The organism is Marinagarivorans algicola (assembly GCF_001292705.1).
GTDB classification, from domain to species: Bacteria; Pseudomonadota; Gammaproteobacteria; order Pseudomonadales; family Cellvibrionaceae; genus Marinagarivorans; species Marinagarivorans algicola.
The window spans coordinates 23,519-38,788 of the sequence record NZ_LGAK01000051.1 but is presented as its reverse complement, the minus strand read 5'-3'; the positions used below and the strand labels follow the sequence as shown (position 1 = coordinate 38,788).

Genomic DNA, 15,270 nt, shown 5'->3' with positions numbered 1-15,270 from the left:
CCGCCACGCTCACCTCATCAACCACTGCCGAAAACGCGGTGATTAGCGGAACGCTCGATGGCAACGCGCTGAATGATACGGAGGTTGTCACCTTCAATGCTGGAGCGGGTAGTGCACTAACGTCGACATTAACATCAAGTAGCTCTTACATTGCTGCTGATGGCGTCAGTACAACACAAGTCACATTACAGGCGCTGGATGCTCAAGGGAATGCCTTGATGGCTTCTGCTGGTGTCGTCACTTTTAGTACAAGCAATGGGACGCTAAGCGCTGTGATTGATAATGGTGATGGGACTTATAGTGCCACCCTGACTTCCTCAACTTTAGCCTCACCAGCGACAGTGACGGCAACACTAGAGGGCCAAGACCTTACAAATAATGTCGTGGTTAATTTTACGCCGGGCGCTATAGATTTAAGTGTGAGCACTATTACAGCCAGCGAAGTGAGCATTACTGCCGATGGTACGACGACTTCATTAATTACTGTGCAAGCGATGGATAGTCACGGTAATGCTATTAATGCTTCGGCCGGTAGTGTTGAGTTGGCTACCACAGCAGGTATGTTAAGCGATGTGATTGATAATGGTGACGGTAGTTACAGCGCAGTACTTACCTCATCAACGCTTGCACAGGTAGCAACTGTCACAGGCAGTGTGAATGGTGATCGTCTAACAATGAGTGCTGACATTGCGTTTACGGCCGGCATGCTTAGTGCTAGTCAATCCACCTTAACACCGAGCAGTACCCATATTAGTGCCGATGGTACGAGTACTTCGGTGGTTACTTTACAGGCGAAAGATAGTCAGGGTAATTCGCTAACTGTATCGGCAGGCCCTGTAATATTAAATACCAGCGCAGGTACTTTAAGTGACGTGACGGATAATGGTGATGGGACTTATTCGGCGATTTTAACCTCTTCTACTACTGCTGGCTCCGCGACTCTTAGCGCTACCTTGTCGGGAGAGGCGGTACCTAGTGCTACGGTAAACTTTGTGACAGGTGCCGCCAGTGCCGCGCAAACAACGATAGCGCTTAGCCAGAGCAGCATAATAGCTGACGGCATCAGCGCGAGTGTTGTCACACTACAGGCTAAAGATCTTAACGGTAATTTGTTAAATAGCTCGGGCGGTACGGTGGTGTTGAATACTAGTGCGGGTACCTTGAGCGATGTCGTTGATAACAATGATGGTACTTATAATGCAATTTTAACCTCTTCTACCGTAGCAGAAGAGGCTGTGATTACAGGCACCATTGCAGGTAATGCTTTGGTTGATGAGCAGAGTGTGAGCTTCGTAGTTGGTGTAGCGAGTGCAGCCAATACAATAATTACAACACAACATGCTAGCCTGACTGCTGACGGTGTATCCAGTAGCCACGTCACGATTCAGTTGGCTGACATTAACGGTAACCTCCTTACGAGCTCGGGAGGCGTAGTGGCTTTAAGTATTACATCAGGGACTTTGAGTGATGTGATCGATAATGGCGATGGTACGTATAGTGCCGTTTTAACGGCGCCAACAGTCACGGGGGAAGCGGTGGTGACCGGTACACTCGATAACGCTCCTATTACCGATGATGCCGCCGTTATGTTTACGCCAGGGGCAGTGAGCGAAGAGCAAACGACCATTACGGCGGTTAACCCTAATATTGTGGCAGATAATACCAGTGGCACGGTGTTAATTATTCAAGCTCGCGATCAGTTTGGTAATGATTTAGCAACCTCGGCAGGTGCAGTCACTTTAAGCACAACGGCAGGTACCCTAAGTGATGTAATTGACAATGGTGACGGGACTTATTCAGCGATTTTAACCTCCTCTGTTGTAGCGGGAGAGGTTGTTGTTACGGCCACTATCTCCGGTACGGTGATTGGTAATCCTTTGGTTGATACGGAGGTCGTAAAGTTTGTGCCAGGGGATGCGAGTGGTTTAACCAGTACTATTAGTGCTGCAAGCGCGGTTGTGGTTGCCGATGGCGTCAGTACTACGCAGCTCACAGTACAAGCAAAAGATAGTAACGGTAATAACTTAACGCGATCTGGCGGTGCATTAACCTTAGCCAGTAACCTAGGAAGCATTGGTGCAATTACCGATAATAACGATGGCACCTACACGGCGATACTCACATCATCGACGTTAGCGGGGGTTGCAACAATTACCGGTACGGTGGCAGAGCACAATATTAGCCAAACTACCGACGTTGAATTTGTAGCGGGGAATTCGGTTGCTGCAACAACAACTATCGTAGCGACTAATACTGTGATTACAGCCGATGGTATGAGCACCACGACATTGACTGTTCAGGCAAAAGATGCGAACGGTAACCCTTTAATGGCTTCGGGCGGGGAGGTTACTTTAAGTACAACGGCAGGCATGTTGAGTGGTGTGATCGATAATGGTGACGGCACGTATACCGCAACACTCACCTCATCAACCACAACGCAAAGTGCCATTATTAGCGGTGCGCTTGATGAGAGCCCTTTGCTCGATACCGAAACCGTCGCCTTTACTGCAGGTGCAGCCGATACAACACAAACAACGATCATCGCCAGTGCTCAGAACATTATGGCCGATGGCATAACGACCTCAACGCTGACAGTGCAAGTCAAAGATGCCAATGGGAATCCGTTGTTAGCCTCCGCCGGTGCCGTGGTATTAAATACAACGGCGGGTACTTTAGGTGCTGTAACAGACAACGATGATGGGACTTATACGGCTATTTTAACCTCCTCAACGATGGCCGAGAGCGCCCTTATTACAGGGACTATCGAGGGTGATTTAATTGAGGATACTGCCGATATTGAATTTACTTTAACGTTAGCGTCGGCCACCTTGACCACGTTAGAGGCCTCGCCGGATACATTAATTGCGGACGGCACAGCCACGAGCACAATCACCATTCAACTGTATGATGATGACGGTAACCCCTTAATGCGCGGTGCAGATACCGTGGTATTAAGTACGAGCGTAGGGACTTTGACAGATGTTGTTGATAATGGCGATGGCACCTACACCGCCATTTACAGCGCACCGAGTGAATTAGGCGCACTCACAGGCGAAGCGCTTATAGAGGTGGCTATTAATGGAGAGGCTGGACCGGGTGCCACCCTTGCATTAACGCTAGACCCAGCGGGTGATGAGGACGGCGATGGCATGCCTAATAATGTTGAAAACAATACCCCGTTGGCGGCTACGCTTGATACCGACGGTGACGGCATTCCTAATTACCTCGACAGTGATGATGATAATGACGGCATTCCCTCTATAGACGAAACCGTCGTAGATACTGACGGTGATGGCATCATTAATGCACTGGATCGTGATAGCGACGGCGATAGTATTCCTGATGCGATTGAGGGCAACCAAGATAGCGATAATGATTTAATTGCAGACTACCTAGAGCGCGATAGTGATGATGACGGCCTGCCCGATACCCTCGAAGCTGGGGCCAGCGGCATTGATACGGATGGCGATGGCATTGACGACGCTTTTGATGTGGATATAACACAAGGGCTAGATGTGAATAATGATGGTGTTGATGATGCGGTGATAGTGCGCGATAGCGATAACGACGGTTTACCTGACTACCTAGATAAAGATAGCGATAACGATGCATTACCCGACACCATAGAGGCTCAAATTGTTAGAGCCGATACCGACGCAGATGGCATTGATGATGCTTTTGATGTGGATGTGACCGGTGGTGAGGATGCCAACCTAGATGGCATTGATGATGCTTGGAGTGCCCCCGATACCGATGGCGATAAACTGCCAGATTACCGCGACCCTGATAGCGATAACGATACTATCCCAGATGCAATGGAAGGTGGTGCGACCGGTCAAGATGATGACAAGGATGGCATTGATAATGCCTTTGATGTCGATGAAACCGGTGGTGTTGATGCTAATAGTGACGGTATTGATGATGATGTGGCACTACGTGATAGCGACGGTGACGGTACACCTGATTATCAGGATGTCGACAGTGATAATGACACTATTTTGGATAGCGCTGAAGCCGGTAGCCAAGGCCTCGACACCGACCAAGACGGTATTGATGATGCTTTTGATGTTGATCAAACCGGTGGTGTTGATGCCAATAATGACGGTATAGATGATAGTGCCGCGCTTCGCGATTCGGATGGTGATGGAACTCCCGATTACATTGATCCCGATAGTGATAACGACGGTATTGATGATAAAACCGAAGGCACGAGTGATACTGACGGTGACGGTTTAATTGATGCAATTGACCCAGATTCTGACGGCGACGGTATGAGCGATGCTGACGAAAGTACACTAGACAGTGATGGGGACGGCATTGCGGATTACCGCGATAATAGCGCCGATGAAGATGGCGATGGTATACCGGATATTATCGAAGGGGCTATAGACAGTGATAACGACGGTATTATTGACGCCCAAGACCTCGATAGTGATAACGACGGTATTCCCGATATTATCGAAAGCGGCGCCTCTGGGTTAGATAGTGATAATGACGGTATTGATGATGCATTTGATGTTGATCAAACCGGTGGTGTTGATGCCAATAATGACGGTATTGACGATGCGCCACCTCTTGATAGCGACGGCGATGGCATCCCTAACAGCTTGGATGCGGACTCGGATAACGATGGTATTCCTGATGCTATAGAGTCGAACCTTACAGGGCTAGATGACGATGGTGACGGTATTGATAATCGATTTGATGTAGACCAAACCGGTGGTGTCGATGCCAATGGTGATGGCATTGATGATGCCGCTACATTACCTGATACCGACGGTGATGGCTTAGCTGATGGCCTAGATCAAGATAGTGATAATGATGGGATTAGCGATACCGGCGAAACGCAATTGACCAACATGGATGACGATGGCGATGGTATTGATAATACCTTTGATGTGGATAGCACCGGTGGTAACGATCTTAATAATGACGGTATCGATGATGATGTGTACCCTGCCGATACCGATGGTGATGGCATTATTGATAGCCTCGATTTGGATAGTGATAATGACGGCATTATTGATTTTATTGAAGCCGGAATAATAGATGTTGATGGCAATGGTATTGCGGATGACGGTCTATTCATTGATATTCCACCCGATACCGATAACGACGGTATCCCCGATCATAAAGATCTTGATAGTGACGGCGATGGTTTTTTTGATATCACCGATACCGACGCAAGTCTTTTAGATACTGATGGTGACGGTCAAATTGACCCCGAGTACAGCACCGATACCGATGGTGACGGTATCGTTGACCTTGTTGATGATGCGCCCGATACCGTCGGTACCATTAACGACCCCGATGGTGATGGCATTGCCAGTCACTTAGATTTAGATGACGATAATGACGGTATTCCCGATACGGCAGAGGGTAATGGTACCGTAGACAGTGATGGCGACGGCATACCTGACTCTCGTGATTTAGACAGTGATAATGACGGCATTGCTGATGTACTTGAGGCGAATATCAATGTGCAGGATCTCGATGGCAACGGTTTAGTTGATGATTTTGTTGATGATAATAACGATGGTTTAGCCGATTTCATTAACACAGCCTTTACACCGATCGATAGCGACAATGACATGCAGCCTGACTTTCGCGATTTAGATAGCGATAACGATGGTTTGTTTGATTTAATAGAAGCTATGACAAACCGATCCAGTGAAAATCTAGACAAAGATGGCGATGGCCGTATTGATCGTATATTGCGTAGCGGTGTGGCTGCTAATTTAATGACACCCATAGATACCGATAAAGATGCCACTCCAGATTATCGAGATGTGGATAGTGATGGTGATGGCTTTAGCGATACCCTTGAGGGTAATGATTACTATCGTGATTTAGATGATGGTGAGCTAACAACTGCTGTGAAAGGCAGTGGCGGCAGCATTAATGGCATAATGCTTATTGGTTTATTTTTATTAACGTTATTGCGATTATATATAGGCCTTTTAGGTTTAAAGGCAGGCCGCTTATTAGCTTGTGTATCGATTAAAAAAATCGGCATTTATGGTGGCGTTATTGTGTTGAGTGGTATGCTGTTAGGTCAAGTATCCAATGCACAAGAGAGCCACCCCGCGAGTAACCGCTATTGTGGGACCTACTTAAATGAATACACCGATAAACCACAGGGCTTTTTGAGTTGTTGGTATGGTGGCTTAGGTTTAGGTTTAGCTCGTATACATCCAGAAGGGCGGGCTAATGGTTGGGCCACCGGCGATAATACCGATACCGGTTGGCATTTAGTTGTGGGTCGCCATTTTACACCCAGAATTTTTGCTGAACTTAAATACGCTGATTTAGGTGAGGCGGGCGTTGATAATGAAAACCCGCGCATCAATGCCGTCTTTCCTGAGGCGGCGATCACCTACAAAGTACCGTCGTTAATGGCAGGCTTATATGCTTTTAAGCCTCGGCAAAGGGGGGTTAATGTATTTGCCAAAGCGGGTGTTTCGGCAATATCGAATAAAGCAAAAAAAGGTGGCGATAGTGTTCCTTTTAGCGAGGTCGAGTCGGTACAGTTAAGCATCGGGCTGGGTGTGCAATATGACTTTAAACAATCACCATGGTTGGTTAAATTAGAAATAGACAGTTACGACCGTGATGCACGTTATGGCAATATAAGCATTGTACGTTATTTTGGGCGCAAATCTAAATCGACGAAAAATAAGGGCGCACCGATTGTAGTACCTGTCGCCGCTCCAGTTATAGCGACTAAGCCTACCCCTCCAATAATAGAGACATGTACACCAAAAAAAGTTGCCTCTAAAAGTATTTTTTTCGGGAAAAATTCGGCGGCATTAACGGTCGAATCCAATAAAGTGTTAAATGAATTATCTCAGCGTTTAATTAAAAATCCACGGTGGTTAGTCGAGCTTGAAAGCTATACGGATTCTGATGGTAGTCAGGCTTACAATTTAGCTTTATCAAATCGTCGGGCACACAGTGCGGCTGATTTTTTTATCTCTCGTGGTATATCTAGAAAACAATTAATGATAAAAACCTATGGTGAATCATTGCCTATTGCCAGTAACGGTAATGAATCGGGTAAAAGTGTTAATCGCCGTGTTGTACTGAATGTTAATACTCAGGATGAATGCGATTAATCAAAATATTATTTAGCTAAGCTGGTAAAATGCTGGGAAATTATTTTGTGGGTATTTAAGTGCTGGACATTGCAGGGGGAAGCATGGGTTAGTTAATGCCTCCCCGACAATGCCCAGCAAAAATAATGTTAGGCTAAGCATGGCATGAGTATAAAGCCGAGAAAAACTACCACAAATGATTTAAGTCGTTCAATCAATTATTCAATGGTGTTTAATTGTAATAACACATCGACGGCGGGCTTGGCTGCGTTGTTGCGATCAAACAATAGCGGGTAATTGGTACGCCCTTTGACTGGCCAGCCATTTAACCAAGAATCACTATCATTGACGCCCCAAAAGGTGACGCGCTCTATATTATCTGAGTGCTTTAAAAACAAACCAAAAATATCTTTATAGCGCTGTGCTAATTCGGCATCAGCCGAAGCGGGAAAATTGCCATCTGAATAGGGATTGTTTTCAGGGGTTGCGACTATTTTTTCGATGTCGACATCGGCACTAAAAAAATGCTCGCGACCTAAATAATCGAGGTCTAGCTCTGTAATATGTATAGGTACGCCGGTAGCGGCATAAGCGGCTAAGCTCTCATCAATAGTTTGCAAGCTAGGCTGATTCATTGACCAATGCCCTTGCACTCCAACCCCATCAATTTTAATGCCGCGCTTTTTAAAATCATTAAGCATAGCAATAACCGTGGTTTTGCGGCCTGCTCGGTCCATGCCATAATCATTATATAGCAGCTTAGTGTCTGCCGGAAATTCTTCAGCGGCTATAATAAAAGCTTGCTCGATAAAGTCGGGACCAATAATTCTATGATATTTAGACTCACGTAAAGTACCGTCGTCATTGATCGCTTCATTCACCACGTCCCAAATTTTTATACTATCGCCATAGCGCTCCGCTAATAATTGAGCGCGCTCACGCATACGCTTTAATAAGGCTTCACGAGTAAGGAGTTGGCCTTGTGTATCTTCAAAAACCCAATCGGGTGTTTGGCTGTGCCAAAACAAGACATGGCCCACTAACTGAATATTATGATGCTGCCCAAATTTAACAAAACGGTCTACAACCTCTAAATGATATTTATCGGGCGTTGCATTCATTGCTTCCCATTTCAGTGCGTTATCGGTAGTTATCGCCGAAAAGTGCTCTTTAACGGTTTCAAGTGACGGATTGTATTCGGCGTTAAGCATGGCATTATTCACCGTCGCACCTACTAAAAATTTATTGTGGTAAACACTTTTGAGCGTATTGCCAGATATATTGCTGGGCATAGCACTCGATGTTGTAGATGCAGTACTTGTGCTAAATGTAGCGCAACCATGTAAAGCCGACACGGCTAATAGTACTGTCAACGCCGTTTTTATCATACTCATATTTAATCTCTTTTTTGGGGCGGCCAAGTATCATCTGAGCATCAGCTTTTATTTATTTTTGCCAAAAATACTCTATGCACAATACTCTATTCACAATAAGCTATGCATGACATAAAAATAAAGTAACCACGGTATTGGTAGAAATTATTAATATGGGTTCGGTATTTTTTTAAAAACATCTTAATGTGCTTTTTTTTGCTAAAAAATGATACGATTAATGATTAGAAGTAATGCTAAGGCTACAGCACATTATTGGTATTAAGCTGTGGAGTAGTGGAGGATAAAAATATATTAAGACGATGACTCATGTTAGTCTAAAAGTGGCGCTGAAATAGTCATTTTTTAACCTTCTTTAATCGGCTATGACTCGGGTAAGCTAAAATATACTATTAAGTATGATACTGATACATTATGACCAAACTGCATGCTTTTATGTTTTAGTGCCTCATGACTCAGAATAAGAGGTTTAAAAGGTAGAGATTCAGCGGAAGATGCGGATAGGGTTGAGATAACGGAGACCTAGGTTCATATCTATCACCCTGACTGAATAAAATACCCTCAAGTTTTGACTTGAGGGTGTGCTTGCTTGTTGTATTTATATATGAGTAGCGCTTATCGGTGATATGGCAAGTAAAGACTGACGGTGTACACCGCACTACTGTTCTGCTCTAACCTTTCGATCCAGTACTAAAATGAGGCATACGCAGCTATTTCAGCGCCTTGTCTACAATGGCTTGGGCCTCTTTTAATATCGTTTGCAGATGGGCTTCGCCACGAAAGCTTTCGCCATAGATTTTGTAAATATCTTCGGTGCCCGAAGGCCTTGCAGCAAACCAGCCGTTCTCGGTGACGACCTTTAGGCCCCCGATAGCCGCGTTATTGCCCGGGGCTTTTGTCATGACTGCCGTAATGGTTTCGCCGGCCAAGGTTGTAGAGGTCACTTGCTCTGGTGATAACTGAGACAGCTTGGCTTTTTGTTCGGTGCTGGCTACTGCTTGAATGCGATCGGCGGTTGGTTCGCCATACTTTTTAATTAATGTTTGGTAATTTTCACCGGGATCGCGACCGGTTTTGGCGGTTATTTCGGCCGATAATAGCGCTGGAGCTAAGCCGTCTTTATCGGTGGTCCATACGCGCCCGTCGCGGCGCAAAAATGAAGCGCCGGCGCTTTCTTCGCCACCAAATCCTAAAGAGCCATCGACCAAACCTGCGGCAAACCACTTAAAGCCCACCGGCACTTCTAATACCTTACGGCCAATACCAGCACTCACGCGATCGATCATTTGGCTGCTAACGAGGGTTTTACCCACGGCTGCATTAAGGCTCCAGTGGGGGCGGTTTTGAAAGAGGTAGTCAATAGCGACACACAGATAGTGATTGGGCGCAATTAGGCCTGCGCTGGCGCTTACAATGCCGTGGCGGTCGTGATCCGTATCGCAAGCAAAGGCAACATCGTAGCTATCTTTTAAGTTAATTAACCCCTGCATGGCATAAGGCGAGGATGGATCCATGCGAATTTTTCCATCCCAATCGACAGACATAAAGCGGAAGCTGGTATCGACTGTAGAATTTAACACGGTAAGGTCTAATTGATATTTTTCTGCAATGGCTGGCCAATAGTTTACGCCAGCGCCGCCGAGTGGGTTTACAGCCATGCGCACACCGGCTGCACGAATGGCCTCCATATCGATGACATTGGCTATATCAGCGACGTAATGACGTAAAAAGTCGTACTCGTGTGTTGTACTTGCACGCATAGCTTGTTCAAACGGTATGCGTTTAACGGCCTTCAAGCCAGCTTCTAAATAGTGATTGGATCGGCGCTCTACCCAGTTTGTAATATGGGTATCGGCTGGGCCGCCATGGGTCGGGTTGTATTTAAAGCCGCCACCATCGGGTGGGTTGTGCGACGGGGTAATGACAATACCGTCGGCCAAACCGCGAGTACGCTCTTGGTTATAGGTGAGAATTGCGTGTGAAATAGCCGGTGTTGGTACGTATTCACCACCCGTAGAAATCTGTACCTGCACGTCGTTGGCTGCCAGTACCTCCATTGCGCTAACAAAGGCAGGCTCCGATAAGGCGTGGGTATCGATGCCGATAAACAGCGGACCATCAATGTTATTGGCTTGGCGGTAGTCACAGATGGCTTGCGTCATGGCCAGTAGGTGATATTCGTTGAACGAGCGTTTAAGCGAAGAGCCTCGGTGCCCCGACGTGCCAAAAGCAACCCGGTGTGCGGCCTCGCTCGGATCTGGTCTTTCGCTATAGTAAGCGGTGACCAGTTTTGCCACATTAATCAGAATTTCTACCGGGGCTACGTGACCTGCCAAAGGGTGAATCTTCATAGTGGGTTGGCTCAAGTGATTCTCCTAAAAAGATGAAAAGTATGCGTCTACGCTATTGTTGCCTGCGTTATTGTTATCTAGTTCACACTATTATGAAGGAATAAAAATTGAATCAAAAGGCTTATAGTCGCTATGAATACTGAGTTTGTGTACAGCATAGAGATCGTCATGGCGATGGTTACAGTGAGGCGCTTAGCGGTAGCGCTTAATCCAGCCAGCAAAGCTGTAGATTTAGCGTTTTTTAATGATGTTAATGTTAATAAAAGTGGGTGCGGCGGCTTATAAATAGCACTATCGTATAATGACTTGGATGACTTGGATGACTTGATGTAAGTTCAATGCGTAAGTGATTAACGTTAATGGATTCTATTAACGATGTGCTTTGGCCCTGGTTTAAGGTCAGCTCACTAGTGTTAAAGGCTGTTGGGGGTACAACCAGAGGAGAGTTTTTATTTATTGCCTATTGATACGAGTACATTACCTTTTTTAGAAAACACCGCACGACATTGTGTGGCGCAAAAGCAGCACACACAGTGCGCCAAGTAATAGGTCAGCAGGTGTAGTTATTTATACTGTTTATTGAATCAATATGTAACTGGCGATGGCGATGGCGATGGTTTAGCGATACAAATATCGATAAATAGAGGTGTTATTTCCTTTGAGTCACGGCTGCCTTTGTGGATTGTTATTATTGATACGATGTCGACATTTTTAAAATACTTTTCTCGATTAGCCTGAGTGTTTAAGGCCGGTCTCTGGCTCTCATTCTGTTATTACCTAGCCCAAGCCCTCATTCTGTTATTACCTAAAAAGTATAGAGAAATTTTTTATTATTGATCCAGCTCACAAATAAACCGAAACCAGCATGCTCTTAAAAACTTTACCTGTATGATTAGAAAATATAAAAATTTTATACAGCTGCAATGTATTCGTTTTGTCAAGATCGAAGCCATAAGTATTTATCATTTGTTCATAGGAATTTTGTATGAATTATAAAATCACCATTAGTGCTGCAATTGCTCTTATTACCCTTTGCTATCTCTTTTTTTCTAATACTATGGTGAGTGATGATATACCAGAAACGGCATCAATCAATAGGGACGAAACTTTTGGTTCGCATTCTAATCCTCAGCCAAAAGCGCATGATTTTGGCAATAAGTCTGAAACGACTTCACCTTCAAAATCTAACCTAAAAGAGGAGACGCCAGAGATGCACAAGCGTTATTTGTCAGTCTCTTCTAATCCAGACTTTCCTCAGTTAACTGACCGATTAGATCGAATGCGGCTCCAACGTCCCAATCAAGTTTTTGATGCTGAATCAGTACTAAAAGTCTTGGAGCAACCATCAGCATGGACCGAGACAGATGATGTTCCTAATAACATGCAGCTCAATGATGAAGATAAAAATGACGGTCGAGAATTTATCCGTTTTAATCCGCTAAAAATCGAAGCCCTGATGCCAGGTGACACACTGATAATACCAGTAGCGCAATTACAAGAAGAGTTCGTCATGATTGTCGATTCTATTCGTTATGATGAAACCAGCTTAACCTGGGAAGGGCACATAGAAACTAACGGTTCTGAACGTTACGATGTACTTATTACGCAAAGCGAAAAGTTAACTATTGCGGGTATTAATACATCTACGGGGCACTACGTTTTACAAGCACATGATGGCGTTGGTTGGATTGCATCGAGCCAAACCTTATTTAAGCAAGAGTTTTCTGAAACAGATGCTGTTTTACCGAGTGAAGAAGGCCATTAATACTGAGTCAGCACAATGAGATACTCTAAATAATGGTCGATATAAGCCTTATAAGCATGGATGTTTTCCTTAGTGCTTTACAAAAATTAAAGCCTATTTTTTAACACGCGTTATAAAAATGATAAATACATAAAGGGCAAAGCCGTAATACTTTATTTAATGATACGAGCTTTTTAATCCTCAGCTGGATTACTTTAAGCGTTACATGCTCAGGTATGTGACTCTTTGAACACTTAGCTGATGAAAAATAAATCTACGTTTAATGAAATAATTTATTACTGCCCTAAGCGCGATACTTTTAGCTTTGGAGAAAAACAATGAAAGTAAAAAATTTTAAAAAATTACTTTTGGCGCTAAGTTTTGGCTATTTTGCCCAAAGCGCACAAGCAGTAACCGTTGACTGGCTCGTACTTTACGACACCGACTCAAAAAACCACTTTAATGGAGACCCCGCAACAGGTGTTCAAAGTTGGGTCAATCAGATCAATTATGCTTACAGCGCGAGTGGTGTAGACATTCAATTGCGATTGGTTGGCGTTCATCCACATAGTGATAACAGCACCACAATGCGTGACGTGCTAGGTAATATTAGAAAAAATAAAGAACTTATTAAATTAAGAGACGATTTAGGTGCTGACTTCGTCACCCAATTGCATAAAACAGGTAAATGTGGAATTGGCTACGTCGCCGTAAGTCAAGCTTGGGCTTGGAACGTTGTTGGCCCGAAATGCGGACCATTAACTGCGGCGCATGAATTGGGCCATAACATGGGGCTAAACCACTCACGCCGTCAAGGTAATAAAAATGGCGTGCGTTACGCGTACGGTTTAGGCTATGGTGTTGATAACGTATATTCAACGATTATGGCGTACGCCTCTTCGTTCGGTACTAATCGAGGTAATCGATTCTCAAATCCTCGTATTCAATGTAACGGTGTTGCTTGTGGTGTTCCTGCAGGACAACCACAACAAGCCGATGCCTCTAAAGCTCTTCAAAACGTGAGTTCAGAAGTCGCTAGGTTTAGACCAACGAAATTTGCCGGTAATATATATACGATCAATGTTGACTTAAATAAAGATAAATACAATTATGACTTTGGAACTGGAGTTTCAAAAGTTCAATCTGGCTGGACACGTATCTCTCCAGAAACCAATGGCGATATTTCATGGAGTGCCCCTGTAGGTAGTCGAGATCGCGGCACTTCTACAGGTGTAAACAACATTAACCGTGACTTTGTCTTCAGCTCAGAAAAACGTACGTTAGAGCACAAAATAGCCAGTGGAAAATGGCGCGTAGTCTTGAATATGGGTGATGCTGATCACATGCACGACGCAATGTCGGTTACTGCTGAAGGTAAAGTTATTGACTCTAATATTCAAAGCAGTGAAGGCGAATTTCCTTATGTTACATTTGAGATAACCGTATCCGACGGAGCACTTACGCTTCAGTTCTCCGATGAAGGTCTCTCTGATCCAAACTGGGTTGTGACTCGCCTATCATTAGAAAAAATCTCAGCAGGTGAAGTAACACCTAAATCTGGCACTGTTCAATTGCGTGCCCAGCATTCTAATCGTTGCCTTGATTTAGAAAAAAATGGCCAAGCCAACGGCACGAATGTCACCCAATATGATTGCCATAATGGCGCCAATCAAAAATGGGCACTCAATGAGAAAGATAATGGATATTTCGAAATCAAATCAATTTCCAGTGGGAAATGCTTAGATGTCGGCGGCACCTCTAACGGTGCAAATATGCAAGTGTGGGGTTGCTGGGGAGGCGACAATCAGCGATTCAAATTGAATGATGTCGGTGGAGGCTATTTCGAATTGATCGCAAAGCACAGTGGCAAGTGTCTTGATATTGCAGGCGGTAATAATAACAATTTCACTAATGCCCAGCAGTGGTCTTGTGCAAGCAGTCCACAACAGTATTTTAAACTCAACTAAGAATATGCTCTGACTCAACAGCCACTCGTTAAAGTGGGTGATTGTTGAGTCAGCTCATTGATACCACACTCATACGTAAGCCTACGCAAGAACATGTAGACTCAAAAATAGAGACAAGGGTAGCGCGATTTTAAAAGTCACGCCACCATTCGGCTAAGCGGTCAATCTCACCTTATTAGGGTGCCGATAGTATCTTTAAATAGTTAATTTCATTGAATTAATGTACTAGTGACGGCCATCTTGAAAACACCAACTATTTTAGCCTAGCGATACGGTATTAGACATATATAAGTATCATTGCCTTTTAATTGTGGCTGTCTTTATATATTCCCCGCCAATCTATGTCTATACCTACCCCAGTGTGTAGCTGTATATACACTTTTTAACTATCTCCTGCGGTCTTAAAATACTAATGCCATTGTTACAGTCGATAATTCACTGATCAGTAAATTCATATGGAATAAGCTTCGGTTTTTGATTGCTTTTTTGAGGCTGCATAGCTATTTACACGCATATATATTTTTATAGCATGGAAGGTCATTAGAGGGGTTCCTCAAAAAATCGATCAGTATCGAAGTAGTGATATGTTGTCATATTAATCATAACTTACTTTGCTTAATGGGTTCCAGATGCCCATATACACAGCTTACCAGCATCACCGTGTGATCCGGCAGTTAGTTGCGGGAATACTCCATGGGCGCATATTTGAATCTTGAAAACAGA

The 15,270-nt window shown here is 44.4% G+C and carries 6 protein-coding genes; 4 read left to right on the top strand and 2 right to left on the bottom strand.

Features of this window, described 5'->3' with window-relative positions:
• Positions 1–38 precede the first annotated feature (38 nt).
• Positions 39–7,115, top strand: coding sequence for an invasin domain 3-containing protein (locus AC438_RS14155; RefSeq protein ID WP_238376405.1), 7,077 nt, complete (start codon positions 39–41; stop codon positions 7,113–7,115).
• Positions 7,116–7,312: 197 nt separating this feature from the next.
• Here the strand turns inward: AC438_RS14155 and AC438_RS14150 are convergent, their stop codons facing one another.
• On the bottom strand, positions 7,313–8,488 hold the full coding sequence (locus AC438_RS14150; RefSeq protein WP_053981922.1) for an endo-1,4-beta-xylanase: 1,176 nt from the start codon (positions 8,486–8,488) through the stop codon (positions 7,313–7,315).
• 707 nt (positions 8,489–9,195) lie between these two features.
• On the bottom strand, positions 9,196–10,836 hold the full coding sequence (gene pgm / locus AC438_RS14145) for a phosphoglucomutase (alpha-D-glucose-1,6-bisphosphate-dependent) (RefSeq protein ID WP_053981921.1): 1,641 nt from the start codon (positions 10,834–10,836) through the stop codon (positions 9,196–9,198).
• Between the two features lie 132 nt (positions 10,837–10,968).
• Between pgm and AC438_RS16870 the strand changes: the two genes are divergently transcribed.
• The 3 genes from AC438_RS16870 to AC438_RS14135 all read left to right on the top strand — a co-directional run bounded on the left by AC438_RS16870 (position 10,969) and on the right by AC438_RS14135 (position 14,547).
• Positions 10,969–11,121, top strand: a complete 153-nt coding sequence (locus AC438_RS16870) for a hypothetical protein (protein WP_156317091.1) — start codon at positions 10,969–10,971, stop codon at positions 11,119–11,121.
• A 700-nt stretch (positions 11,122–11,821) separates the two neighbouring features.
• On the top strand, positions 11,822–12,601 hold the full coding sequence (locus AC438_RS14140) for a hypothetical protein (protein WP_053981920.1): 780 nt from the start codon (positions 11,822–11,824) through the stop codon (positions 12,599–12,601).
• A gap of 317 nt (positions 12,602–12,918) precedes the next feature.
• Positions 12,919–14,547: an RICIN domain-containing protein gene (locus AC438_RS14135; protein WP_053981919.1), complete on the top strand. Its 1,629-nt coding sequence runs from the start codon at positions 12,919–12,921 to the stop codon at positions 14,545–14,547.
• The last annotated feature ends 723 nt before the right edge of the window (positions 14,548–15,270 follow it).

Bases quoted from the DNA above. Each gene is read 5' to 3' on its own strand.
- AC438_RS14140 (WP_053981920.1), top strand. From the start codon at position 11,822: ATGAATTATAAAATCACCATTAGTGCTGCAATTGCTCTTATTACCCTT.
- AC438_RS14135 (WP_053981919.1), top strand. From the start codon at position 12,919: ATGAAAGTAAAAAATTTTAAAAAATTACTTTTGGCGCTAAGTTTTGGC.
- AC438_RS16870 (WP_156317091.1), top strand. From the start codon at position 10,969: ATGAATACTGAGTTTGTGTACAGCATAGAGATCGTCATGGCGATGGTT.
- pgm (WP_053981921.1), bottom strand. From the start codon at position 10,836: ATGAAGATTCACCCTTTGGCAGGTCACGTAGCCCCGGTAGAAATTCTG.
- AC438_RS14150 (WP_053981922.1), bottom strand. From the start codon at position 8,488: ATGAGTATGATAAAAACGGCGTTGACAGTACTATTAGCCGTGTCGGCT.